This window comes from Methylobacterium sp. 17Sr1-1 (genome assembly GCF_003173775.1).
Lineage (GTDB): Bacteria > Pseudomonadota > Alphaproteobacteria > Rhizobiales > Beijerinckiaceae > Methylobacterium.
Window position 1 is genome coordinate 2,421,323 of sequence record NZ_CP029552.1, and the last position, 24,468, is coordinate 2,445,790.

Genomic DNA, 24,468 nt, shown 5'->3' on the forward strand with positions numbered 1-24,468 from the left:
CGTCATGGCCTCCTGCCCGTTCTCCACCTCCCGCCGCGCCCTGCTGCGTGGGCTCGCCGCCGGCACCGGCGCCGGCACCCTCGCTCTGGCCTCGGCGCCGGTTTGCGCCCATGCGGTCCGGGACCATGACGCGACGCCCTCGTCCGCCAGCGACGGCACCCTCGACCGCCAGCCGTTCCACGGCCCGCACCAGGCCGGCATCGTCACGCCGCAACCCGCCGCCGCCCTGGTCGTCGCCCTCGACGTTCTCGCCGAGGACCGGGGCGAGCTCGCCAAGCTCTTTCGGATCCTGACCGAGCGCTTCGCCTTCCTGAGCGCCGGCGGGCCGGTGCCGCCCCTCGACCCGCGGCTGCCGCCGGCCGATTCCGGCATCCTCGGGCCGCAGGTTCTGCCCGACAACTTCACCGCCACGCTCAGCGTCGGCGCCAGCCTGTTCGACGACCGCTACGGGCTGGAGGGCGTGAAGCCGAAGGCCTTGCGCCCGATGGATCGCTTCCCTAACGATTCCCTCGACGCCAAGCTCTGCCACGGCGACCTGCTGCTGCAATTCTGCGCCAATACCGCCGAGACCACCCTGCACGCCCTGCGCGACGTGATCCGCCACACCCCGGGCCTCGTGTCCTTGCGCTGGAAGCTCGAGGGCATGCTGCCGCCCCACGTGGTGAAGCGACCGGGGAAGGACACGGTCCGCAACTTCCTCGGCTTCAAGGACGGCACCGCCAACCTCGACGCCGCCGACGACGCCCTGATGCGCCGCCAGGTCTGGGTGCAGCCGGGCAGGGAAGAGCCGGCCTGGGCGTCGGGCGGCTCCTACCAGGTGGTGCGGATCATCCGAAACTTCGTCGAGCGCTGGGACCGCACGCCCCTGCGCGAGCAGGAGCGGATCTTCGGCCGCCACAAGGACAGCGGCGCGCCGCTGGGCGGGACCGACGAGCACGCCCTGCCGGACTACGCCTCGGACCCGGCGGGCGCCCGCACGCCGATGGACGCGCATATCCGGCTCGCCAACCCGCGCACGCCCGAGACCGCGTCGAGCCTGATCCTGCGCCGGGGCTACAACTACTCGGCCGGCATCACCCCGTCGGGCCAGCTCGACATGGGCCTGCTCTTCGTCTGCTTCCAGTCCGACCTCGACGCCGGCTTCGTGGCGGTGCAGAACCGGCTCAACGGCGAGCCGCTGGAGGAGTACATCAAGCCGGTCGGCGGCGGGTACTTCTACGCCCTGCCGGGCGTGCCGGAGCCGGGCGGGTTTTTGGGGCAGGGGCTCTTGGTCGGGGCGTGAGCGGACCCCGAAAGCCGGTCTGTTCAGCCTCTGCCGATTCTGCAACCGCCGCGTCGTTCCGGGCCCGCGAAGCGGGGCCCGATCGGCTAAGCGTCGCCCACGAGACAGCCCGTTTTCCGCTTCTCCCCCTTTCCAGGACGAATGCAGCGTCAGCGGAAGGAGATCCGGGATCCAGCACAAAGAGTCGCGAAGCGTCCGTCTCTCCGCAACGCTGAAAAGATAGAGCCGCTTCGCGGCACTTTCTCTGCTGGATCCCGGATCTCCTTCCGCTGACGCTGCAGTCGTCCGGGAAAGGGGCGGTGGCTTACGAAGAACAGGTAGCCCTTGCGGCGCGCGTGAGGCATTCCCGCCGCGGCAGCGCCCCCCTCAGCGCATCGCCTCGCGCTGCGCCAGCGTCGTCGGGGCGCCCGACTTCTGGATCAGCCCGTCGATCTGGTCGCGCTGGCGGCGGAACTCGGCCAGGAGCCGGCCGTCGAGCTCGCGGCCGCGGGGCACGCGGATCTTCATCGGGTCGACGAAGTGGCCGTTGATGATCACCTCGTAGTGCAGGTGCGCGCCGGTCGAGAGGCCGGTGGAGCCGACATAGCCGATGATCTGGCCCTGGCGCGCCTTGGCGCCGGCGCTGACGCCGCGGCCGAACCGGGACATATGGTTGTAGGTGGTGACGTAGCCGTTGGCGTGCTGGATCTCGACTCGGCGGCCGTAGCCCGAATCCCACTCCGCCTTGATCACCGTGCCGTTGCCGGCCGCGAAGATCGGGGTGCCGATGCGGATCGACCAGTCGACGCCGGTATGGAGCTTGGCGTAGCCGAGCACCGGGTGGCGGCGATAGCCGAAGCCGGAGCTCATGTTGCCGTCGGCGACCGGCTTGCGCAGCAGGAATTTCTTCAACGAGCGGCCGGCCTCGTCGAGATAGTCGACGCTGCCGTCGTCGGGTGACTGGAAGCGGTAGATCCGTCGCGATTCCCCGCCGAGGTTGAGCGCCGCGAACAGGATGTCGGGCCGCTCGGCCGAGCCGCCGGATTCCTCGTCGTAGGTGTAGAACAGCTCGATGCCGTCGCCGGTGGCGACGCGGCGCTGGAAATCGACGTCGTAGCCGAAGATCCGCACCAGGTCCTCGACCGTCGAGCGCGGCAGGTCGTAGCGCGCCGCGGTCTCGTAGAGGCTGGCATAGAGGCGCGCGCCGGTGCCCTCGTCGTCGTCGTCGGCCTCCGGCTTCGCGGCCGGCTTCTGGGCGACGCCCTCCGGCACCGGCGGGGCGACCGACACGAAGGCGCCGCGGTCGTTCATCGCGGCGATCGCCTCGACGCCGGATTCGCCGTAGAGGATCACCCGGGTGAGCTGGCGCGGATCGCCGGCCCGGGGCCCGGGACCGACCTGGAGCCGCATCTGCTGGCCCTCGCCGACGGCGCCGGACCGGACCCGGGTGCCGAGGGCCGCCAGGATCGGGCGGATCTGCTCGTCGAGGCCGCCATTGGCCCGGAGCACGCCCTCCAGGGTCTCGCCGCGCTTGATCGCGACGTCGCGCTCCTCGACCAGCGGGGCGTCGCGCTCGCGCTCCATCTTGGCGAGGTCGGTGACGTTCTCGCGCATCACCCGGACCTCGATCGACTTGAACGGGCCGGACGAACCGCCGAAATCGCCGCCGCCGTCGAGGCCCGGCAGGGCCGCCATGCTGCGCAGCGTGCGCGAGAGCATCAGCTGCGGGGCGATCGGAAGCGCCGCGCGCCGCCCGGCCTCGGCCGCGAGCCGCCGCTCCTCCTCGATCTGCGCCGCCACGTCCTCGTCGGAGAGGGCCGGCGCCCCGGCCGGCACCGCGAGGTCGCCGAGATCGCGCTTGACCACCGACACCTCGGCATCCGGCGTCTCGGCGGGACTTTGCGCCTCCGGGGCGCGGTCGGTCCCCGGATCGGTGAAGAACCGCATCGGGTCGAAGGAGGGGATGTCGGTCGCCGCCATCCCGGCGGTGGCCGAGAGCGCGGTGGCGATCCGCACGAACGGCCGGACCTTGATGATCTCGCGCTCGCCCGCCCGCAGGGTCACCGGGGCCTTGAAGCTCTGCTTGGCGAGCGCCACCATCGGGTTGCGCACCAGCCGGTCGCCCTTGCGGACAAGGTTAGTGCCGCCCTCGCTGGCGACCGGGCGGGGCGCCACGGTCACGGCCTGCGGCAGTTCCGCGAAGGTGATCTCGCCCTGCAGCGACACCCAGATCGCCGAGCCGATCAGCCCGGCGCCGGTCATGCCGGTGAGGACGCAGGCGGTGAGCCAGCGCAGGTTGACGTCGCGCCGGTCGGAGCGCGGCGAGGCGGCGCCCGAGAGGTCGAGCGGCGGCTCCCGGCCCGGATCGGCCGACCGGCCGCGGGGCGCCTGCTGGGATCCGACCGGGTCGAGCCGCGCGCGCTTCACCGTCTCTCCTTCGCTCATCCGTTCCGACAGCCGACGCGGCAGCACCACGACGGCGAGGAGGACGCTTCGCTGCACGGCATCGCGACCATGCGTGGCTCACGCAGGGAAATCAACGGTGGGCGGGAGGCGCATCCCCAGCCGGCCGCGCGGTCCGCGCGCCGGATCCTCGAGGCTGTCTCTCCGGCGCCAGCATGTCAGGATTGAGGCGTCGGCTCCGCTCGGCGCGGCGCGGCGCTCGATTTGCCGCATGGCCGGCACCAGGACCCGGACCACTTCCGGTGAGGGCGCGAAACGTCGATCCCCGCGGCGTTTCCCACGCCGCGGCGGTTTCCACGGCCGCCCCTCTTGCACTACGGTTTCCCACGCTACGGTTCGCTGCCCCTTTCCGGGAGTTCTCCATGATGCGTCGTCACGCCGGCCTCGCCGCCGCCCTGCTGCTCCTCTCCTCGCACGCCGCCTTCGCGCATCCGGGCCACGGCGAGGCCGCCGGGCTCGCGCAGGGCTTCGCCCACCCGTTGAGCGGTGCGGACCACCTGCTCGCCATGGTGGCGGTCGGCCTGCTGGCGGCGGCGCGGGGCGGGCGGGCGCTCTGGGCGGTGCCGCTGGCCTTCCTCGGCATGATGGCGGTCGGCGGGGCGCTCGGCGCCGCCGGGATCGCGCTTCCCTTCGTCGAGGTCGGGATCGGCCTGTCGGTGGTGGCGTTCGGCCTCGCGGCCGCTTTCGGCGCCGGCCTGCCGCTCGCCGCGGCCCTCGGCCTCGTCGGCGCCTTCGCGGTGTTCCACGGCTACGCCCACGGCGCCGAGATGCCCGAGACCGCCTCCGGCCTGACCTACGGACTCGGCTTCCTGACGGCCAGCGCGCTGCTCCACCTCGCCGGCATCGGGCTCGGCCTTGCCGCCGGCCGCGTGGCGCAGGGACGCGCGCTGCCCTTCGCCGGGGCCGCCGTGGCGGTGGCGGGCGTGGCGGTGCTGGCCGGAAGCCTCTGACAAGAAAGCGACCGGGGCCGCGCGGCGGCTCCGGTCACCCCGGATTGACCGCCGTCGCAAGCCAGCAGGCGGCGCCGAGGTACACCGGCCCCTGTGCCGGCATCGCCTCGCGCAGGGCCGTCAAGGCTTGCTCGCGCAGGACCGGATCCGCGATCTCGCGCAGGAGCCCGGCAATGGGCCCGACGGTGGCGGCGAAGCGCGCCGCCTCCGCCGCATCGGCGCCGATCTCCAGCGGACGGTCGACGGGCGCGACCTCAGGCTTCGCGAAGCCGGCCTGCCCGAGGAGGGCGACCAGCGCCCCGCCGTCGGCGAAGCGGAACGGACCCGGGCCGCCCGGGGGCGAGGGCGGGGGCTCGGGCACCACGCTCAGCACCGCGTCGCGCGGCACGCTCACCCACGGATTCTCGGCGAGCGCGCGCCAGCACAGGACGGCGAGCCGTCCCCCCGGCCGCAGGGCCCGCCGGATATTGGCGAAGGCCGCGCGCGAGTCCTCGAAGAACATCACCCCGAAGCGCGACAGCGCGAGATCGTGCTCCGGTGCGAAGGAATGGGTCTGGGCATCGGCCTCGATCCAGGCGATCGGCGCGCCGATGGCCGGCCGGGCGCGGGCGCGGGCCAGCATCGGCCGGGACACGTCCACCGCCGTCACCGCGCCGCCGGACCCGGCGCGCGCGGCGGCCACGAGGGCGGTCTCGCCGCAACCGCAGCCGATATCGAGCACCCGCTCGCCTGGCCGCGGGCCGGCACCGTCGATGAGGGCGGCGGTCAGCGGCGCGAAGACCCGGTCGAGCTCCGCCTGCATGTCGGCCCAGCGCGTGCCGACATCGCCGTTCCAGTACTCGGCCTGGGTGATCGGCTCCGGCATCGGCGCACGCCCTCGTCCCGTGGTCCCGGCCCGACGCTACAGCCTGCGCGAGACCGGGGACAAGGGGGAGTTCAGGTCGTCTTGCGCGGCCGTCCGCGCCGCGCGGGCGGCGCCCCGCCCGGCGCGCCGGCGTCGTCCTCGGCCCCGCGCAGGCGGCGCCGGCCGAGGCCGCTGTTCTTGGCCAGCTCCGAGCGCTGCGAGGCGTAGTTGGACGCGACCATCGGGTAGTCGCGCGGCAATCCCCATTTCTCGCGGTACTGGTCCGGCGTGAGGCCGCGGCCGGCGAGGTGGCGCTTGAGCGTCTTGTAGGGCTTGCCGTCCTCGAGGGAGATGATGTGGTCCGGCGTCACCGTCCGGCGGATCGGGATCGGCGGCTCGGGCTTCGGCGGCTCGGGCGCGGGCGGCGCCATCAGCTGGGTCAAGGTCGAGTGGACGGCGCCGATCATCGGCGGCAACTCGTTCGGCGGCACCGCATTGTTGGACACGTAAGCCGTAATGATCGCGGCGCAAAGATCGACGACGCGGTCACCAGAGCCATTCTCCTCGACATTCATCGCCCAACCCCGTCTGCATTCGTGATGAAGAATGCATGATGACGATCGAACGTCAAACAGACGGCGCGTCGACCGAGGTTAATCCTGTGGGCGTAACCAGTGTTCCTCAGTCACTTGGGAGGAGGGAGAACTAACTTATGTTTATGAGAAGGGCTACGCTCTTCGATGTAGGCGAACGCTGCGGAGGGGCCGCAGCGTGGCCATCGGACGCGGCGCATGGGCCGACACGCAGCATCGCGGCCGGCTGAGAAACGGCTGGGGATAAGTCTTGAGGAGGATCCGCCCGGCGGCGGCTGAATGGTCGGAGTGGCAGGATTTGAACCTGCGACCCCCACGTCCCGAACGTGGTGCGCTACCAGACTGCGCTACACTCCGACGCGCCCGAAGGCACGGGTATCGTACAAACCAAACATCTTGTGCAGATGCCTGATGGTCTCGGGAAGACTCAGCCTCGTGAGAGAGCTGGTCGGAGTGGCAGGATTTGAACCTGCGACCCCCACGTCCCGAACGTGGTGCGCTACCAGACTGCGCTACACTCCGAACGGCCGGCCGTGGCCGACGACGGGGCTTATAGCGAGGGCATCCGGGGGCCGCAAGGCCGTTCATGCGCGATGGCCGAGTTTCTTGAGCCGGCAGCTTTCCCGGGCCGGCAGGTTCCTCGGCCCGGCCCCTCGGCTGCCCCGTTTTCGGACCGCGACGGCCCTCCGGCGAGGACGGAGGCGACGGAGGGGCGGTGCGGGGGAAGGGGGGAGGTCTCGGGAGCGTGAAGGCCTTGCGTGATCCGCTCCCGCCCGCCATTGTCCCACCGTCAGAAAAGCCGACACCGGCGGGGTGGCGTATGGCGAGCCGGGTGGTGGCGTGAGCGAGGACGATCAGGTCGGGGTCCCGGAGCCGGGAGCCAGCCACTCCGCGGAGGCGCCGTCCTTGGCGCATCTGAAATCCGCGACGATCCGCGAGCCCGGTCTCGACGACCGCGGCAGCGTCTTCTTCGCGGCGATCGAGATGACCCGGATGCCGATGATCCTGACCGATCCGCGGCAGCCCGACAACCCGATCGTGTTCGCCAACCGGGCATTCCAGGATCTCACCGGCTACACGCAAGGAGAGCTGATCGGCCGCAACTGCCGCTTCCTGCAGGGGCCCGAGACCAGCCGCGAGACCGTGGCCGAGCTGCGCCAGGCCGTGGAGGAGCGCCGGGCGATCGCGACCGAGATCCTCAACTACAAGCGCGACGGCTCAGCCTTCTGGAACGGCATCTTCATCGGCCCGGTCTTCGACGAGGCCGGGGAGATCGTCTATTTCTTCGCCTCGCAGCTCGACGTGACGCGAAGGCGCGTGTCGGAGCAGGCGTTTCGCCAGGCGCAGAAGATGGAGGCGATCGGCCAGCTCACCGCCGGCCTCGCCCACGACTTCAACAACCTGCTCCAGGTCGTCTCCGGCAACCTCGAACTGGCGCGCAATGCCGTGACGAGCGAGCGGGCCCAGCGCCAGCTCGCCAACGCCGCCGGCGCGGCCGAGCGGGGCGCGAAGCTGACGAAGCAGCTCCTGTCCTTCGCCCGCAAGGCGCGGCTGGAGCCGCGCTCGCTCAACCTCAACGCCCTGGTCCTCGCCTTCGCGGAGGTGGCGGAGAGCACGCTCGGCAGCACCGTCTCGGTGCGCCTCGACCTGACGCCGCGGCTGCCGGCGGTCACGATCGATCGCACCAACCTGGAGATGGCGCTCCTCAACGTGCTCATCAACGCCCGTGACGCGATGCCGGCGGGCGGCACCGTGACGCTCTCGACGGCGTCCGTGCATCTCAACGGCAACGGCAAGTCTCGCGGCCTGCCGCCCGGCGACTACGTGGCGCTCCGGGTCCGCGATGAGGGCGAGGGCATGCCGCCCCACGTCGCCGAGCGCGCGACCGAGCCGTTCTTCTCGACCAAGGCCCCCGGCAAGGGCACCGGCCTCGGCCTCGCGATGGCGCACGGCTTCGTGCAGCAGTCGCGCGGGCGGCTGGAGATCGACAGCCGGCCGAGCGGCGGGACTACCATCACGATGCTGTTCCCGGCCGGCCCCGGCGCGGCGGCCGCGGAGGAGCCCGCCGAGCGCAAGGCGGTGCTGCGGCGCGGCGACGAGACCGTGCTGGTCGTCGAGGACAGCGACGACGTGCGGGCGCTCGCCCGCGAATACCTCGAGAGCCTCGGCTACCAGGTGCTCGCCGCCCGCGACGGCGAGGAGGCTCTGGACATCCTGGAGCGGGAGACGGGCATCGACCTCCTGTTCTCCGACATCGTGATGCCGGGCGGCGTCAACGGCCTGATCCTGGCCGACCGGGCCAAGACGATGCGCCCGGACCTGCCGGTGCTGCTGACCACCGGCTACAACGAGGACCTGGTGGCGGACGGCCCCGCGACCCCGACCATGGACGTGCTCGGCAAGCCCTACCGCAAGGCCGAGCTTGCCGACCGGATCCGCGCCGCCCTCGATCGCGGCGCCAGGCCGATGCCGGCCCCGGGCGAGCCGCATCACGGCTGAGGCCGCCACGGGGCACGGATCCCGCGGAAACGACGATGTCGTCACTTCGCTGACATGGGTGATGCGCCAGAACGGCCGCGCTCATCTCCGCGAGGATCCTATGCCGCGCCATTCCCTGCTCGCCCTCACGCTCCTCCTGTCGGGTGCACCCGCCGCCCTGGCGCAAGCGCAGGTGCCGCAGACTTTCCCGGCGACGCTCGCCGGTCACGCCGTCCTGCCGGCGGAGAGCACCCTGCCGCTCCCCGAGGACGCGCCGAAGGACCTGGCCACCCCGGGCAAGTTCACCACCGGCCGGCGGGTCGAGGCGGTGGGCACCGTCGAGGCGCAATCGATGGGCCGCGCCACCAGCCTCAAGCTGCCGCTCAAGGGCCAGCCGCTCCAGGGTCATTCCGGCATCAAGCACATGCCCGACGGCACCTACTGGGTGCTGACCGACAACGGCTTCGGCGCCAAGGCGAATTCGCCCGACGCGATGCTCTACCTCAACCACTACCGGATCGACTTCGCGAAGGGCGGCGTCGAGCGGCTGGAGACGGTCTTCCTGCGCGATCCGGACAGGAAGGTGCCGTTCCGCATCGCCAACGAGGCGACCGAGAGCCGCTACCTCACCGGCAGCGACTTCGACCCCGAGAGCTTCCAGTTCGTCGGCGACCGGATCTGGATCGGCGACGAGTTCGGCCCGTTCCTGATCAAGGCGGACCGCAGCGGCAAGGTCGAAGCGGTGGTCGAGACCCTGGCCTCGGGCAAGCCGGTCCGCTCCCCCGACAACCCGGCGGTGACGACGCCGGCGGCGCCCGGTGGCGCGGTGGCCTTCAACGCCCGCCGCTCCAAGGGCTTCGAGGGCATGGCCGCCTCGCCCGACGGCAGCCGGCTCTACGCCCTGCTCGAAGGCCCGCTCTGGGATGCCGAAGCGAAGACGTTCGAGAGCCGCGACGGACGCGAGGTGTTGCGCATCCTCGAATTCGACACCAAGGCGGAGACCTGGACCGGTCGCTCGTGGCTCTACCCGCTGGAGCAGGCCGGCAACGCCATCGGCGACTTCAACCTGATCGACGCCACGACCGGCCTCATCATCGAGCGCGACGACGGCGAGGGCACCGCCGACCGGGCCTGCCCGGCGGGCCAGAAGGGGCCGGACTGCTTCTCGGTGCCGGCGACGTTCAAGCGCGTCTTCAAGATCGAGATGACCGACGCCAACCAGGGCGGCCCGGTGCGCAAGATCGGCTCCATCGACCTGATGCGCATCGCCGATCCCGGCAAGAAGGCGCGCAAGCCGCTGACCGACGGCGCGCTCGCCTTCCCGTTCTTCACGATCGAGAACGTCGACAAAGTCGACGACACCCACATCATCGTCGGCAACGACAACAACCTGCCGTTCTCGGCGAGCCGCGACCCGCACAAGGTGGACGACAACGAGTTCGTGCTCCTGGAGGTGGGGGAGTTCTTGAAGGCGAAGTGACGGAGGGTACCCCGCATCCTGGGAGGGGTGCGGGGCTGCTCGTTGGATATCGCCTTCAGCTCCGTTTCATCTGGTTCGACTATGACACCCCCCGGCGTCATCCCGGGACTCGCCGCAGGCGAGTCCCGGGATGACGATGGGGGGTTGCAAACCGATCTGCCCAAAGCAAACAGGCTCTCACCCCTTCTCCTTGTTCGCTTCCCGGAACAGCTGCCACTCCTCGACGACCCGCCCATCGGGCAGGTGGCAGTAGCCGGCCTCGCCCTGCGGACCCTTCCGGATCTCCAGGCGCCCGCCGGCGGAGGTGCAGTGGGCCGAGGCGGGGTTGCCCAAAGCCCAGGCCTGTGACGCGCCTGCGATGGCGAGCAACGCGGCGGCGGCAAGCAACGATTCCACGACTCTTCTCCCGCTTCCGTACCCGGCGGGAGAAGAGGCGCGCGTGATGAACCGGCGGCGATGCGACGTCGCCCCGCCGGCCCGGATGCGTCAGTGACCCCCGCCCAGATACGCCGCCCGCACCTGCGGATCGTTGCGCAGCTGCGCCGCCGGGCCCTGGAAGCGGATGCGGCCGTTCTCCAGCACGTAGGCGTGATCGGCGACGCCGAGGGCCGCCATGGCGAACTGCTCGACCAAGAGCATCGTCACCTGCTCCTCCTTCAGCCGGCGGATGATGCGAAACACCTCCTCCACCAGCTTCGGGGCGAGGCCCATCGACGGCTCGTCGAGGAGCAGGATCTCCGGCCGCAGCATCAGGGCCCGGCCCATGGCGAGCATCTGCTGCTCGCCGCCGGACAGGGTGCCGGCGAGCTGCGTCCGGCGCTCCTTCAGCCGCGGAAAGAGGGTGTAGGCCCGCTCCCGGTCGGCGTTGACGTCGCCCTTCGGCCGCGACCCGGTGAGGCGCGGGAAGGCGCCGAGCGTCAGGTTGTCCTCGACCGAGAGGGTCGGGAAGACGCGCCTACCCTCGGGCGAGTGGGCGAGGCCGGTGCGGGCGACGTCGTGGCTGTCGAGGCCGCCGATCTCGCGCCCGTTGAGCTTGATCGAGCCGGCGCGCGGCCGGATCATGCCCGAGAGCGCCCGCATGGTGGTGGTCTTGCCGGCGCCGTTGGAGCCGATCAGGGTGACGACCTGGCCCTTCGGCACCGTGAAGGTGAGGCCGTGCAGGACCTCGATCTGGCCGTAGCCGGCCGACAGGCCGCTGACGTCGAGCATCTCTCTACTCCGCGGCGTCGGCAACCGGGCTGCCGAGATAGGCTTCGATGACCTTGGGGTCGGACTGGACCTCGCGGGCGCCGCCCTCCGCGATCTTGTGGCCGAAATCGAGCACGCTGACGCGGTCGCACAGGCCCATCACCACGTCCATGTGGTGCTCGATCAGGATCACCGTGATGCCGGCGTCGCGGATCTTGCGGATGATGAGCGTGAGTTCGGCGATGTCGGGCGCGGTGAGGCCCGCCGCCGGCTCGTCGAGGAGGAGGAGAACGGGATCGAGCGCCAGCGCCCGGCCGATCTCGAGGAGGCGCTGCTTGCCGTAAGGCAGGTTGCGCGCCTCGACCTGGGCGAGCGGGCCGAGGCCCACGAAGTCGAGGATCGCCATGGCGCGGGCGCGCGCCTCCCGCTCCTCGCGCCGGCGCCGCGGCGTGCCGAGGATCGCGTCGAACAACGTGCCCTGGAAGCTGTGGTGCAGGCCGACGAGCACGTTCTCCAGAGCCGTCATCTCGCGGAAGAGCTGGACGTTCTGGAAGGTGCGGGCGACGCCCGACAGGGCGATCTCGGACGGCGTGCGGCCGTCGAGACGCTTGGCGGCCTCCGTGCCGGTGGCGAGGGAGACGCCGCCGGCGGTCGGCTTGTAGATGCCGGTGAGCACGTTCATCATCGTGCTCTTGCCCGAGCCGTTCGGGCCGATCAGCCCGTGGATCGTGCCCGGCCGCACCGCGAGGTCGACCTCGTTGAGGGCCTTCAGGCCGCCGAACTGCATCACCGCCCGCTCGACCTTGAGCAGCGGGTCGGCGCCGGAGCGGCCGCCCTGGCGGATCAGCGCCTCGCCGGAGGCCGACAGCTCCTGCGTCGCGCCCGTATGGGCCGGGCGCAGGAAGGGCAGCTTCTCCCTCAGGAAGCCGACGATGCCCTCGGGGAGGTAGTAGACCACGAACAGGATCATCAGGCCGAAGACGGTGAGGCGGAAATCCGTCACCGATTCCATCGCCAGCGTCGCCGGGAAGAAGAGAAGGCAGAGCACGCCGGGGATGAGCAGGGTCATGCGGTCATCCCGCTTGCGCAGGAAGGCGAGGCCGACCACGACGACGGCGATGGCGGCGATGAGGCCGGCCATGATCCGCACGAGGCCGATATCGGCCAGGATGTTCGGCATCATCACGATGATGGCCGCGCCGATCAGCGGCCCGGAGCGCGACTTGCGCCCGCCCATGGTGACGGCGAGCAGGAACAGGACCGTCAGCTCGAAGCCGTAGGAGTTCGGCGCGACGTAGCGCTCGGACCAGGCGAACAGCGCCCCGGCGAGGCCCGCGAGCGCCGCCGAGATCACGAAGGCGTAGACCTTGTAGCGGTAGACGCTGACGCCCATGCAGTCGCAGGCGATCGGCGAATCGCGCAGGGCCTCGAAGGCGCGGCCGAAGGGCGAGCGCACCACCCGGTTGACCACCAGGATCGTGAGCAGGAGGCAGGCGCAGACGAGGTAGTAGAATTCGAGCTTCCGCCCGGCCGCACCCCAGGGGGCCTGCAGGCCGATCAGCGAGAAGTCGAGGACGCGGGCTGGCGGCAGGGTGATGCCGAGCGGGCCGTTGGTCAGGTCCGTCATCTCGTTGATGAAGATCTGGATGATGGTGCCGAAGGCGAGCGTCACCATCGCCAGATAGGGCCCGCTGACCCGGAGCGCCGGGATCGCCAGCAGCAAGCCGAAACCCGCGGTGACGCCGATGCCGGCGAGCAGCCCGAACCAGAGCCCGAGCTTGAGCTTGAGGAACAGCACGGCCGCCGCGTAGGCGCCGATGCCGAACAGGCCGGCATGGCCCAGGGACACCTGGCCGGTATAGCCGACCACGATGTCGAGGCCGAGGATCAGGATCGCGTAGATGGCGATCACGATCAGCAGGTGGATGTAGTACTGGCTGGTGACGACGTGCGGGAAGGCCGCCAGGAAGACGACGAGGCACACGGCCCCGAGGAGGCCGACGAAGCGGCCGAGCCCGGCTTGAGGGACCGGCGGGGCGGTTTGCCGGGCCAGCGCCGGCGCGGGGGCGGACTGCGCCATGATCGTGAGGAACCTTGGAGGAAGCGGGGACGACGGAGGCCGCTCCCGCGATCCGGGAGCGGCGCGGCGAGAAAGATTCAGACCTTCTTGATCACGGCCTTGCCGAACAGGCCGACCGGGCGCACCGCCAGCACGGCGAGCAGCAGGATCAGGCCGGGCACGTCCTTGTACCCGGTCGAGATGTAGAAGCCGGTCAGGGTCTCCGCGATGCCGAGGATCAGCCCGCCGACGATGACGCCGAGCCCCGATTCGAGGCCGCCGATGATCGCGACCGCGAAGGCCTTGAGCGCCAGCACCGAGCCCATCGTGGCGCCGGTGAGCGTCACCGGGGCGACGAGCACGCCCGCGAAGGCCGCCGTCATCGCGCTGATCGAGTAGGACAGGGTGATGACCTTGCGGGTGTTGATGCCCATCAGGCCGGCGGCGTCGATGTCGTTCGAGGTCGCCACCACCGCCTTGCCCCAGATCGAGCGGCGGTTGAACAGCTCGACCGCGAGCATCATCAGGAGCGCGCCGGCGACGATCATCAGCTCCATCGGCAGAACCCGGACGCCGCCGAAGGTGAGGGCGGTCTCGGGCAGCGGCGAGGGGAACTTGAGGTCGTCGCGGCCCCAGATGTTCTCGGCGACGTTCTTGAAGATGATGCCGAGCGCGATGGTGGCCATGATCCACCCGTACTCGGACTTGATCTTGACCGCCGGGCGCACGCCGAGCCGCTCCACGACGGCGCCGAGCGCGAAGCCGAAGACCAGGACCAGCGGCAGCATCAGCCAGTAGCCGGTGAACGGCACCAGCGTCAGGCCGAACAGGGCGCCCAGCATCAGCGCCTCGCCCTGGCCGAAATTCAGGGTCTTCGAGGTCGCGAAGGTGAGCTGGTAGCCGAAGGCGATCGCAGCGTAGATCATGCCGACGGCGATGCCGCTCGCCACGAGCTGAAGGAAGATCTGCATGGGAGGAAGGCTCGTCTCGACGGGCGGGCCCCGCGCATCATGCGCGGGGCTTTAAGATGCGACCTCAGTTCGAGGCCTTCTCCTTGACGCGGACGACGCCGGCGTTCTTGGCGTCCTCGTCCTTGGCGTAGACGATCTTGCCGTCCTGGACCTTCCCGAACACCACCATGTTGCGGCTGATCGCGTTGTGGTCCTTCGGTGTGAACGGCTTGTCGTAGGTGGTGACCACGCCCTCGACCTTGGTGTTCAGGTTCTCGAGGGCGGCGCGTACCTTGGCGCCGTCGGTCGAGCCGGCCTGCTTGATCGCGGCGGCGAGCAGGTAGACCGAATCGTAGCCCTGCGCGCCCGCCACCGGGGTCGGGATCTTGTTGACCTTGAATGTGGCGTAGTAACCGTCGAGGAAGGACTTGCGCTTCGGGAGCGTCTTATCCTCGATGAAGGTCTGGGGCATGATCACGCCGTTGCCGTTCGCACCGGCGATGTCGATGAAGCTCTGCATCGAGGCCGGCCACGAGGTGATCATCGGCACCTTCCAGCCGAGCTTGGCCATGCCGTTGGCGATCTGGGCCAGCTCCGGTCCGATGCCGTAAGCGAGGATCACATCCGCACCCGCGGCCTGCGACTTCAACAGCTGGGGCGTCATGTCGACGTCCTTGATGTTGAATTTTTCCACCGCGACCGGCTTCACGCCCTTGGCCTTGAGGTACTTCTCGAGGTCCTCGCGGCCGAGCTGACCGTAATTGGTCGAATCGGCCAGGATCGCGATCTTCTTGAAGCCCTGCGCGACCGCCTCGTCGGCCATCATGCCGGCCTGCAGCACGTCGTAGGCCGAGGTGCGGAAGACGTAGTTGTTGTCGTAGTCCGGCGGGTTGAACTGGTTGGTGATGATCGTGCCGGTGGCGACGTTGTTGATCACCGGGATCTCGGCTTCCTGGTAGAAGCGCTGGGCGGCGAGCGCCACGCCGGTGTTGATGAAGCCGAGAGTGGCGACCACCTTCTCCTTGTTGATCAGCTCCTGGGCGACCTGGGCGCCGACCTCGTTCTTGGCCTCGTCGTCGCGCTCGACGAGCTGGAGCTGGCGCCCGAGCACGCCGCCGCTCTTGTTGATCTCGTCGGCGGCCAGCCGCACGCCGTCGCGCATCGACACGCCCATCGACGAGGAGCCGCCGGTATAGGGGCCGGTCACCCCGATCTTGATCGGGTCGGCCGCCAGGGCCGGGGCCGCGAAGGCGGTCGCGCAGGCGAGCGCCGCCGCGAGCGCGGTCAGGGATGAGCGCATCTGGATTCCTCCGGGGACCGTTTCTTGCCGTCCCGACCTTGTCGGCCGTGGATCGGGGTGCCGGATAGAACCGAGATTGGCAGCGCTTGTCGAGCGCGTCTTTCGATCTAGAGAGCGGGGCGGAGGTGAGGCGGAGTACTCAGGGACGGCATGGCTCGACAGGCAAGGGAGCCCACAGATCTCACACCCTCGATGTCATTCCGGGGCCGCGCAGCGGAGCCCGGAATGACATCGAGGGTGTGAAACACGTCCGAAGCTCGACGAAACCGACCGTGAGACGGCCGCCTCAATCCTTCGCCGGCTCGTCCTTGCCGGGCACCTGCGTGATGCCGCCGATCACCCGCACCGGGCGGTTGCCGTCGGGCGGGGTCTTCCAGCCGCCGTCCTTGGTCTCCGGGGCCTTCGGCGGCACCACCTCCGCCGCCTTGGCGGGCGGGACCACCTTGGCGGGCGCGGCCTTGGATTCGGTCTTCGGCGCCAGGGGCGGGACGAGGGCCGCGGGAGTCTCGGTCTCGGCCGGCTTGGTGCGGGCGGCCGTGCGCCGCGGCGCCTCGGGCTTCGCGCCCTCGGGCGCGGTCTCGCGGCGGGGGGCGGCGCCGGTGCGGGCGGCCGGGCTGTCGGGGTTCATGCCGAGCGGGTTCGGCCCGGCGGTGCGGGGAGCCGGCGCGGCGCGAACGGGCGCCTCGGTGGACGGTGCGCCCGGCGGGGGTGCGGGTTGCGGCAGCGGGCGCGCGGCGACGCGGCGCTCCTCCGGGCGCTCGCCCACCGGCGGCAGCGGCTCGCCGCGGGAGAGCGGCACGGGGGCATAAGCCCCGCCGTCGCGCCAGCCGCCGTCGCTGGGCGCGCGCTCGCGGAACGCCTCCTCGCGCGGCCAGGATGGGCGCGCCTCGGTCTCGGTCCAGCCGTAGCCGGGGCGGCGGCCGCCGGGGATGGAGCCGGGAGGGATCAGCGGCGCCTCCAGGCGCTCGCGGTCGAGGATGCGGCCGGTGCGGGCATCGACGACGAGCTGCACCCGGTTGCCCCACGGGCTGTCGGCCTCGACGCGGTAGGTCTCGCCGTCGAAGCGCGGATGGCTCATGCCGGTGAAGCCGGCCCGGCCGAGGCGGAAGACCACCGCCCGCGGCGGCAGGATCGCGTCGTCCTCGTCCTCGATCACGACGCGGTAGCCCTGCGCCCGCGCCGGGGCGACGGCTCCCGCCAGCAGCGTGGCGGCGAGCGCAGCCAGGAGGGCCGCGCCCGTCACGGACCGCGGTCCCGTCTTCGACGGCAGTGCAGTCATCGTCCCGCATTCCCTTGTTTCCGGGATCGTGCCGGGTGTGCACCCCGCATTCCCCTCGTGCTCGGACAAGGTTCTGTTAACCCCGGGATTGAGGCGGGATTGCGGGAGCGCAGCCGTCGCGGCAACCGTCTTTCGGGACAGGATCAACCGGCGAGCGAGATCGCCCATCCCCAAGCCCCGCGCCTCGTCCGGCGACGGGTCGGCCCGCCGCCCTCGTCGGCCTCTCACGCCACCGGCGCCGCGGCCCCCTCCTTCTCCCCCGCCGCTGCCCGGCAATCGGCGACCGTCGCCCGGGCGGTCTCGATGGCGATCGACACCGCCGCCATCGTGCGCGAGTCGAGCTCCCGCCGACGGATGTCGCGCACGACCTCGATGGCGAGCTTGTCGATCTCGACCGCCAGGGCGGCGATGGCGTCCGGGTCGCGCAGGGAGCGGGCCTGGTCGGTGATCTCGAGCAGGCGGTCGGTCACCTCGTCGATGCGCTCGCGGCGCAGGCTCGCCAGGCGCTGGCGCAGCCAGGCCGCCGCCGAGGCGAGACCGCCGGCGAGCGCCGCCAGGAGGTAGAGCGTGTCGCCGTAGCGCTCGACGAAGCCGTGCTGCTCGCGCTCGAAATAGTCGATCGCGCCGGGATGGATCGGGATGCGGGCGCTCGTCGCCGCCACCGTGGTCTCGTAGGCCGGAGCCTGGACGTATTCCGCCGCGTCGGTCTGCTCGGCGGCGGCGGTGCGCATCTCGAACAGGTGCTGGGTCACGTCCGCGGCGACCGCGCGGCTCAGCGAGGTGCGCGCCATCAGCCGGTAGGAGGCGCCGACCGTCTTCACGTCCTCCGCCGGCAGCTTCGGCCGGCCGCCGAACAGGCCGGCCGGCACCGTGACCGCCTGGAGGCGGGGGAAGCGCTCGATCACCGCGTCGCTGTCTTGCACGTCGACGAGGTCGACCTTGCCGGTGCGGCCGATGCCCCGCACCGACTCGACGAGCTGGCGCGCCTTCGGGGCCGAGGCCGCGATGATGCTGACGAAGGCGTCGATGCGCTTGTCGCGGATCGCGGCCGCCGCCTCCTCACCCTCGATGGCGACGAGGCGGACCGTGCTGCCCGGCACCGGCGCGGCGGCGGCCGTGCCGTCCGGCCCCTCCAGCGTCAGGGCGTAGTAGGCGAGGATGTTCTTGAGCAGCCAGAAATCGGCGCTGCGATGGGCCGCGATGCCGAGGCGCCGCCCCGCGAGCTTCGGGAAGCTCGTGATGCCGGATCCCTCCGGCGAGACGATCAGCATCGCCTGGTCGCGCAGGATGGCGAGCGTCAGGCCGTTCTTCGGCAGAAGCACGTCCGGCCGCACCACGGCGAGGTCGGCCCGGCCGTCCTGGAGCGCCGCCGCGCTCTCGCGCACGTCGTCGAAGGACAGGATCTTGAGCCGGATGTTGGCGCTGTCCTCCTTCAGCGCGTCGGCATAGGCCCGGATCAGCGCCGGCTCGGTCCCGTCCCGCGGCGCGACCGCGATGGTGAGCGTCGTCGCCTGGCTGAAATAGAGGGCGGCCGCGATCGCCGCCGCGAGTGCGACGACGATTACGGCCGCGAAGGTCTCGCGGCGCAGGACCCAGTCCGGGAGGGTGGGCATGGGGTCTCCGCCGGGAGCGATCAGAACACCGAGATCAGCACGATCCCGCCGACCATCAGGGCAGCGCCGATGAGGCGCGGCGGACCGGCCTTGACCTGGCGCATCCCGAGCCAGCCGAAATGGTCGAGCGCCACCGAGGTCAGGAGGTTCGCGGTGATGAGAAGCCCGTTGAGGGCGCCGGCCCCGACCTTGTCGACGAAGAGCAGGCCCGCGAACACCGCCACCGCCCCGGTGATGCCGGCGAGCGGCATCCACCAGCGCACCCCGGCGAGGTCCTCCCGGGTCGGCAGCGGGGTCGGCTTGAGCAGGAACACAAGCGCGAAGGCGAAGACGACGGGCACGAAGGACACGGTGGCGGCGAGCCACGGATTGACCAGCGCCCCGCGCAGCTGCGCGTTCCACACCACGCCGATCGCCATCAGCGCGCCGGCGACGAGGATGAACGGGTAGAGCAGCTTGCCGCCGACGCCGTGACTCTCCTCGTCGTCCTTCTTGCCGGCCGTGCGGGCGATGAACACCACGCCGGCCGCCATCATGAGGCCGCCGAGCCAGGGCAGCGGCTTGAAGCCGGAGGCCTGGAGCCCGAACAGCCCGAACGCGTCGAGGGCGAGCGAGGTGATGATGTTGGCCGTCAGCGTCAGGCCGTTGAACGGCCCGGCCCCGACCTTGTCGATGAAGGCGAGGCCGCCGAACACCGCGACCGCCCCGGCGAGACCCCCGAGGGGGGCGTACCAGGGCATCTTCCCCAAGGTCTCGAGGCTCGGCAGCGGCGTCGGCATCACCAGGAACAGGGTGATGAAGACGAACACGATCGGCAGGAACGACACCGTGGCGGCGAGCCACGGATTGACCATGCGGCCGCGCAGCTGCGCGTTCATCGCGTTGCCGAGCGCCTGCAGCGCACCGGCCGCCAGGATGAAGGGATAGAGGAGCGCGGCGATCGACACCGGAAAACCTTCCTGTAGGAGGGGGATCAGACGAGGAGGAGGCCGGCGAGCGCCAGCGCGAGGGCCGGCGGCATCACCAGGGCGCCGAGCTTGAGGAAGCTCCAGAAGCTCACGTCCTGGCCCTCGCGGCGGATCGCCGTGAGCCACAGGATGGTGGCGAGCGAACCGGTGACCGAGAGGTTGGGCCCGAGATCGACGCCGATCAGCACCGCGCCCGCGACCTTCTCGGGCACGTGGGCGGCCTGCACCGCGGCGCCGGCGATCAGGCCGGCCGGCAGGTTGTTGACGAGGTTGCAGGCGAAGGCGATCAGCGCGCCGGCGCCCCAGGCGGTCTCGGCCGGCGCGGTACTGGCGGCGCGCTGCAGCTCGGCGGCGATCATCGCGAGCACGCCGGTCTTCTCCAGCGCCTCGACCAGCACGAACAGGCCGGCGACCAGCGGCAGCACGCTCCAGGACACGTCCTTGACCACCTCGACCGCGCCGCTGCCGCGCTTCAGCGCGAGCACGATGAGGGTGGTGGCCAGCCCCGCGACGAAGGTCGGCAGGCCGAGATCGCGCCCCAGCGCCGAGGCGCCGATCAGCACCGCGCCGGTCGCCACGATGCCGAGGCCCGCCACGATGCCGGTGCGGGACAGGGACGCGGTCTCGACCTCGGTGGCGACCTCCTGCCGGCGCAGGGTGCCGTTCTGGGTCAGGCGCAGGACGAGGTAGGTCGCCAGAATCGCCAGCGCCGACGGCAGGGCGAACAGGCCGAGCCAGCGCGTCAGCGGCGGCATGTGCTCGGCGAAGACCACCAGGTTCGCCGGGTTCGAGATCGGCAGCACGAACGAGGCGGCGTTGGCGATGAAGGCGCAGATGAACAGGTAGGGCAGGGGGTTCTCGACCTTGGCGGCGCGGGTCGCGGCGTAGACCGCCGGCGTCAGCACCACCGCGCAGGCATCGTTCGAGAGGAAGACCGTGACCACCGTGCCGACGAGGTAGACCAGGGTGAACAGCCGCGTCGCCGAGCCCTTGGCGGTGCGCACCGCGATGCCGGCGAGCCAGTCGAACAGGCCCTCCTTCCGGGCGACCTCGGACATCAGCATCATGCCGACGAGGAAGAGGTAGACGTCGGTGCCCTTGAGCACGCCCTCCCAGGCGGTGCCGGCCGGCAGCAGGCCGAGCAGCACCAGGGCGAGCGCCCCCGTCACCGCCCAGATCGCCTCCGGCCAGGAGAACGGGCGCACGATCACGCCGAGCGTGGCGAGGGCGGCGATCGCCCAGGTCGCGAGGTTGGGGCTGAGCGTCAGCGCGGCCATGGGGAGAGAAGTCCTGTCGTCATTGTCGAGGGAGAAAATCGCTGAGTCTGGTGAGCCAGGCCGACGAACCTGACATCCTCCGCGTCATTCCGGGGCCGCGCAGCGGAGCCCGGAATCCAGAAGCGCCGGAGATGCAGGACGAAGCGAAGTGCGTGCCGCCTTAGCTTGGACCACCTGAGTTTCTGGATTCCGGGCTCCGCTGCGCGGCCCCGGAATGACGCGGAGGGTAAAAGATCCGCCAGGGGACCAATGGGCTCCGGGAGTCTCCAAGCCGGCCCTCACCACTGCCGCCCGTTGCGGTTCGGCCCGAGCTGGGTCCCGAGCAGCCCCCGCCCCGGCCAGGCCCCGAGCGCGTCCGCGTCGCTGCCGATGCCGCGGGAGGTCGGCAGCCCGTTCGGATCGGCCGCCGGCTCGATCGCGTCGGTATCCTCGGAATTCCGGCCCGCCGCCCGCACCGTGACGGCGCGAGCGCCCGCCGGCCAGGTCACCTCGGCCGCGTGGCAGCGGGCCCCGTCCTCCCGCGCCATCGCCTGCCAGGGGCCCTCGTCGATGCGCAGCTCGACGCGCTCCGCCGGTCCGAGCACCAGGGCGCGCACGGTGAAGCGCTCGCCGACCGCGTGGCCGGCGTCGAAGGCGAGGCGGCGGTCGGCGGGGGAGGTGATCAGCACGAACGGCCAGGGTTGGCTGAGTTCCTTGAAGCGCCAGCTCACCACGCCGCGATCGAGGGCCGCGACCGCGTAGCCGACCGGGCCCTCCTCGATCTGGCCGGTCGAGCGGGTCGCCGCGTAGACGGTGCGGCCGTCATTGGCGAGCTCGTTGTAATGGGTGTGGCCCATCTCGACGAGGCGCACCGGCCCGCGATGGATGAGGTCGGCGACCCGCGCCGCCTCGCCCTCGCCTTTCAGGTCGGCAGGGTAGCTGTGCATGAACAGGACGCAGTCCTTGTCCGCCCGCTCCAGCTCGGCCGCGAGCCAGGCGACCTGATCGGGCCCGAGGCGGAAATCCGGCCCGCCGCTGCCCGGCCCGCACATGTCGAGGAACAGGCAGCGCACGCCCCGCACGTCGACCGCGTAGGGCAGGCGGGGGACGTCCAGCCCGGCATAGAAGGCGTCGAGGCTGCCGCCTTCCCTGTCGTGGTCGCCGGTGATGACGTGGACCGGCAGGGACAGCCGGTCGAGGCCCGCCCGCACCAGGGCGTATTGCTCGGGAGCACCGTTATCGGCGTTGTCCCCGGGGACGAAGACGAAGTCGAGCCCGTCGACCTCGCCGAGTTGCGCGACGATCGCCCGGAAGTCGCGGGCGTTCTCCGCCTCCGCCCCGGTCAGGTGGAGATCGCCGATATGCGCGAAGGCGAGCGGGGCGGTCATGGTCCGGTCCCTCCAGAGCATTTTCCGACCAAGTGGCCCCCGGTTGGGCGAAGAAAATGCGGCAAAATCAAAGACCTGAGAGCGGCACCCGATCGCAACGCGATCGGGTGCCGCTCTCAGGCGGTGGCGAGCGCCGGGCGGCCGGTCGGGTCCGAGGGCGTGCCGGCCTGGGCCGGCTCGAAGCCGCGGGTCTCGGGCATCATCGTCAGGTAGAGGGCGAAGCCCAAGCCCGCGATGCCGGCGAGCGTCAGGAACGCCGCCGAGTACCCGGCCGACACGATGATGAGGCCGGCGAGCGTCGCACTCAACGAGGCGCCGAGGCCCTGGGCGGTCGCCACCGCGCCCTGGCTGACGTTGAACCGGCCGGTGCCCCGGGTCAGGTCCGCGACCACGATCGGGAAGAGCGCGCCGTAGACGCCGGCGCCGATGCCGTCGAGGAGCTGCACCGCCACGAGGTAGAACGGGTTGTTGGAGAAGGTGTAGAGCACGCCGCGCAGGGTCAGCACGCCGAAGGCGGCGAGGAAGATCGGCTTCCGGCCGATCGCATCGGCCTTGTGGCCGACGAACATCGCCACCGGCACCATCACGCATTGCGCCGCCACGATGCAGATCGCGATGAGCGAGGTGGCGTTCTCCTTGCCCGACAGATGGGTGAGGAGCTGGCCGACCGAGGTCAGCATCGCGGCGTTGGAGAGGTGGAAGATCGCCGCGAGCAGCGCGAACAGCATCAGGTACTTGTTCTGCAGGAGCGCCGTGAGGCCCGAGGGCTGCTCGCAGGACTGCTCCTCGGCGCAGTCGAGGCCCCGGGCGAGGTCGTTGTCGATGGCCTCGTCCGGCACCATCAGCATCGCACCGATCGACAGGGCGGCGAGCACGCCCATCAGCCAGAACACCACGATCGGCCCGAACAGGTAGGCCAGCCCCCCGGCGAGCGCCGCCGAGACGGCGTTGCCGGCGTGGTTGAACCCTTCGTTGCGGCCGATGCGCTTGGAGAACAGCTTCGGGCCGACCACCCCAGCGTGATGGCGGCGAGCGCCGGCGGGAAGATCGCCCCGGCGATGCCGGCGAGCGACTGCGTCGCGGCCACGGCGTAGAAGTTCGAGATGAAGGGCAGGGCGAGGCAGCTCAGGGTGACGGCGAGCGCCGCCGCGATCACGATGACGCGCTTGTGCCGAGAGCGGTCGATGAGGGCGCCGGCGGGGGTCTGGGCGATCAGGCCGGCAATGCCGGCGATCGTCATGATCATGCCGGTGGTCGCCTCGTTCCAGCCCTGGTCGGGGCCGCGTACGGCGATGAGGTAGATGGCCAGGTAGGGGCCGAGGCCGTCGCGCACGTCCGCCAGGGTGAAGTTGAGCGCGTCGAGCCCGCGCAGGGCCCGCTTCGAGGGCTGCCGGTCGGGGGCACCGGACGCAGAGACAGGGGCGGAGGTTGCGGTGCTCACCGTGATGTCTCCTTGAGGAAGGACCGGCCGATCCGGAGCCGAGAACCGGCCAGACCGCGAAAAGTTGCTACTCAAGAGGGATTAGTCTGCCCCGTGGCGCCGTGCCGCCACGGGGGTCTTCGACGAGTGTCCGGTTCAGGACCGGCGGGGCGGCGGAGGCGGCGGCGCGCCAGCGGGGGGAGGCGGGGGAGCGGCGCCGGGGTTCGGCGGCGGGGGCGGCGCGTCGGGACCGCCGGGCGGGCCGGCCTCGCCGCGCGGTCCCGGCGGACGCGGCGGGCGCCCGCCGACCTCGACCAGATTGTCGAGGCTCGTCCCGAGGGCGCGCACCTCCACCACCGTGCCGAGCGGGCTCTTCGCCACCGCCCCTCGCAGGCTGACGCTCTGCCCGGCCCGCAGGGTCGCGTTCAGGCGCGCCGCCTCGTGCGGCGGCAGCCGCAGGGTGGTGCCGTCGTCGAGGAGCGCGCCGTTCACCTCGCCCCGGCGCCCGTGCAGCAGGGCCGCGATCCGGCCGCTCATCACCGTCTCGTCGGCGGCGGGCTCCGGCGGCCCGAGGGTGACGAGGGCGGCCCCCGTCGCCTCGTTGCGGAGCGAGGCGCCGTCGACGAGGGGCAGCGCCCGGGCGCGCATGCCGCGCACCGAGACCGGGTCGCCCGGCCGGACCGTGAACACCACCGCCCCCGACATCCGCGGCGGCAGCTTCACCTCGGTCCCGTCGGCGAGGATCAGGCCGTCGACGTCGCCCCGGGGGGTGAGGGTGTACTGCTTCACCGTTCCCTTCGTCTCCGGCAGGGTGCCGGGATCCCAGACCGAATTGTCCTGCGCCGCGGCCGGCAGGGATGCGAGGATCGCGGCCGCAAACCCCGCCGCCAGAACGCGGTGCGGGTCGCGGTGCTTGGCCATCGTCATGGATGTCGCTCGTCTGCGCCGGCGGCCGGCCGGCTCGGGCGCTCCCTGACA

General features: G+C 71.2%; 18 protein-coding genes, 2 tRNA genes and 1 pseudogene. 4 read left to right on the forward strand and 17 right to left on the reverse strand.

Annotated features, from left to right (window positions below; translation table 11 throughout):
- The first annotated feature begins 4 nt into the window (after positions 1-4).
- Positions 5-1,282, forward strand: a complete 1,278-nt coding sequence (gene efeB, locus DK412_RS10975) for an iron uptake transporter deferrochelatase/peroxidase subunit (RefSeq protein WP_109971986.1) — start codon at positions 5-7, stop codon at positions 1,280-1,282.
- A 366-nt stretch (positions 1,283-1,648) separates the two neighbouring features.
- Here efeB and DK412_RS10980 read toward each other — a convergent pair whose 3' ends face one another.
- Positions 1,649-3,706 carry a M23 family metallopeptidase gene (locus DK412_RS10980; RefSeq protein ID WP_109975192.1) on the reverse strand — a complete coding sequence of 686 codons (2,058 nt, stop codon included), beginning with the start codon at positions 3,704-3,706 and terminating at the stop codon, positions 1,649-1,651.
- Positions 3,707-4,089: 383 nt separating this feature from the next.
- Between DK412_RS10980 and DK412_RS10985 the strand changes: the two genes are divergently transcribed.
- The gene (locus DK412_RS10985) at positions 4,090-4,674 is read left to right on the forward strand and encodes a HupE/UreJ family protein (RefSeq protein ID WP_109975193.1); all 585 of its coding nucleotides are present in this window, start codon (positions 4,090-4,092) and stop codon (positions 4,672-4,674) included.
- Positions 4,675-4,708: 34 nt separating this feature from the next.
- On the opposite strand, the gene DK412_RS10990 is transcribed toward DK412_RS10985, so the two are convergent.
- The 4 genes from DK412_RS10990 to DK412_RS11005 form a co-directional block, all read right to left on the reverse strand.
- Positions 4,709-5,539, reverse strand: a complete 831-nt coding sequence (locus tag DK412_RS10990; protein WP_109971987.1) for a class I SAM-dependent methyltransferase — start codon at positions 5,537-5,539, stop codon at positions 4,709-4,711.
- Between the two features lie 71 nt (positions 5,540-5,610).
- Positions 5,611-6,093 (reverse strand): MucR family transcriptional regulator, encoded by a 483-nt coding sequence (locus tag DK412_RS10995; protein ID WP_109971988.1) that lies wholly within the window; start codon positions 6,091-6,093, stop codon positions 5,611-5,613.
- Between the two features lie 298 nt (positions 6,094-6,391).
- Positions 6,392-6,468: transfer RNA gene (locus DK412_RS11000), tRNA-Pro, on the reverse strand.
- Positions 6,469-6,556: 88 nt separating this feature from the next.
- Positions 6,557-6,633, reverse strand: a tRNA-Pro gene (locus tag DK412_RS11005).
- Positions 6,634-6,951: 318 nt separating this feature from the next.
- Here DK412_RS11005 and DK412_RS11010 point away from each other — a divergent pair.
- Both DK412_RS11010 and DK412_RS11015 read left to right on the forward strand, forming a co-directional pair.
- Positions 6,952-8,610: a histidine kinase famiy protein gene (locus DK412_RS11010; protein ID WP_245447572.1), complete on the forward strand. Its 1,659-nt coding sequence runs from the start codon at positions 6,952-6,954 to the stop codon at positions 8,608-8,610.
- A gap of 100 nt (positions 8,611-8,710) precedes the next feature.
- Entirely contained in the window at positions 8,711-10,069 is a 1,359-nt protein-coding gene (locus DK412_RS11015) for an esterase-like activity of phytase family protein (protein ID WP_109971989.1), read from the forward strand.
- A gap of 177 nt (positions 10,070-10,246) precedes the next feature.
- On the opposite strand, the gene DK412_RS11020 is transcribed toward DK412_RS11015, so the two are convergent.
- The 12 genes and pseudogenes from DK412_RS11020 to DK412_RS11075 all read right to left on the reverse strand — a co-directional run bounded on the left by DK412_RS11020 (position 10,247) and on the right by DK412_RS11075 (position 24,417).
- Positions 10,247-10,465 (reverse strand): DUF333 domain-containing protein, encoded by a 219-nt coding sequence (locus DK412_RS11020; protein WP_109971990.1) that lies wholly within the window; start codon positions 10,463-10,465, stop codon positions 10,247-10,249.
- Between the two features lie 90 nt (positions 10,466-10,555).
- Complete coding sequence (locus DK412_RS11025; protein ID WP_093569400.1) at positions 10,556-11,278, reverse strand: ABC transporter ATP-binding protein; 723 nt, start codon at positions 11,276-11,278, stop codon at positions 10,556-10,558.
- Positions 11,279-11,282: 4 nt separating this feature from the next.
- On the reverse strand, positions 11,283-13,337 hold the full coding sequence (locus DK412_RS11030) for a branched-chain amino acid ABC transporter ATP-binding protein/permease (RefSeq protein ID WP_109971991.1): 2,055 nt from the start codon (positions 13,335-13,337) through the stop codon (positions 11,283-11,285).
- Between the two features lie 77 nt (positions 13,338-13,414).
- A complete protein-coding gene (locus DK412_RS11035) occupies positions 13,415-14,287 on the reverse strand; it encodes a branched-chain amino acid ABC transporter permease (protein ID WP_109971992.1) in 873 nt (290 codons plus the stop codon).
- A 64-nt stretch (positions 14,288-14,351) separates the two neighbouring features.
- The gene (locus DK412_RS11040; protein ID WP_109971993.1) at positions 14,352-15,566 is read right to left on the reverse strand and encodes an ABC transporter substrate-binding protein; all 1,215 of its coding nucleotides are present in this window, start codon (positions 15,564-15,566) and stop codon (positions 14,352-14,354) included.
- Between the two features lie 286 nt (positions 15,567-15,852).
- Positions 15,853-16,845 carry a hypothetical protein gene (locus tag DK412_RS30145; RefSeq protein WP_204165543.1) on the reverse strand — a complete coding sequence of 331 codons (993 nt, stop codon included), beginning with the start codon at positions 16,843-16,845 and terminating at the stop codon, positions 15,853-15,855.
- Positions 16,846-17,069: 224 nt separating this feature from the next.
- Positions 17,070-18,458, reverse strand: coding sequence for a TAXI family TRAP transporter solute-binding subunit (locus DK412_RS11050; protein WP_109971995.1), 1,389 nt, complete (start codon positions 18,456-18,458; stop codon positions 17,070-17,072).
- A 20-nt stretch (positions 18,459-18,478) separates the two neighbouring features.
- Complete coding sequence (locus DK412_RS11055) at positions 18,479-19,405, reverse strand: DMT family transporter (RefSeq protein ID WP_245447574.1); 927 nt, start codon at positions 19,403-19,405, stop codon at positions 18,479-18,481.
- Positions 19,406-19,431: 26 nt separating this feature from the next.
- Entirely contained in the window at positions 19,432-20,703 is a 1,272-nt protein-coding gene (locus DK412_RS11060; protein ID WP_109971996.1) for an arsenic transporter, read from the reverse strand.
- Between the two features lie 278 nt (positions 20,704-20,981).
- Positions 20,982-22,070, reverse strand: coding sequence for a metallophosphoesterase (locus DK412_RS11065; RefSeq protein WP_109971997.1), 1,089 nt, complete (start codon positions 22,068-22,070; stop codon positions 20,982-20,984).
- A 116-nt stretch (positions 22,071-22,186) separates the two neighbouring features.
- Positions 22,187-23,511: pseudogene (locus DK412_RS11070) on the reverse strand (MFS transporter).
- A 135-nt stretch (positions 23,512-23,646) separates the two neighbouring features.
- Positions 23,647-24,417, reverse strand: coding sequence for a hypothetical protein (locus tag DK412_RS11075; RefSeq protein ID WP_109971998.1), 771 nt, complete (start codon positions 24,415-24,417; stop codon positions 23,647-23,649).
- Positions 24,418-24,468 lie beyond the last annotated feature (51 nt).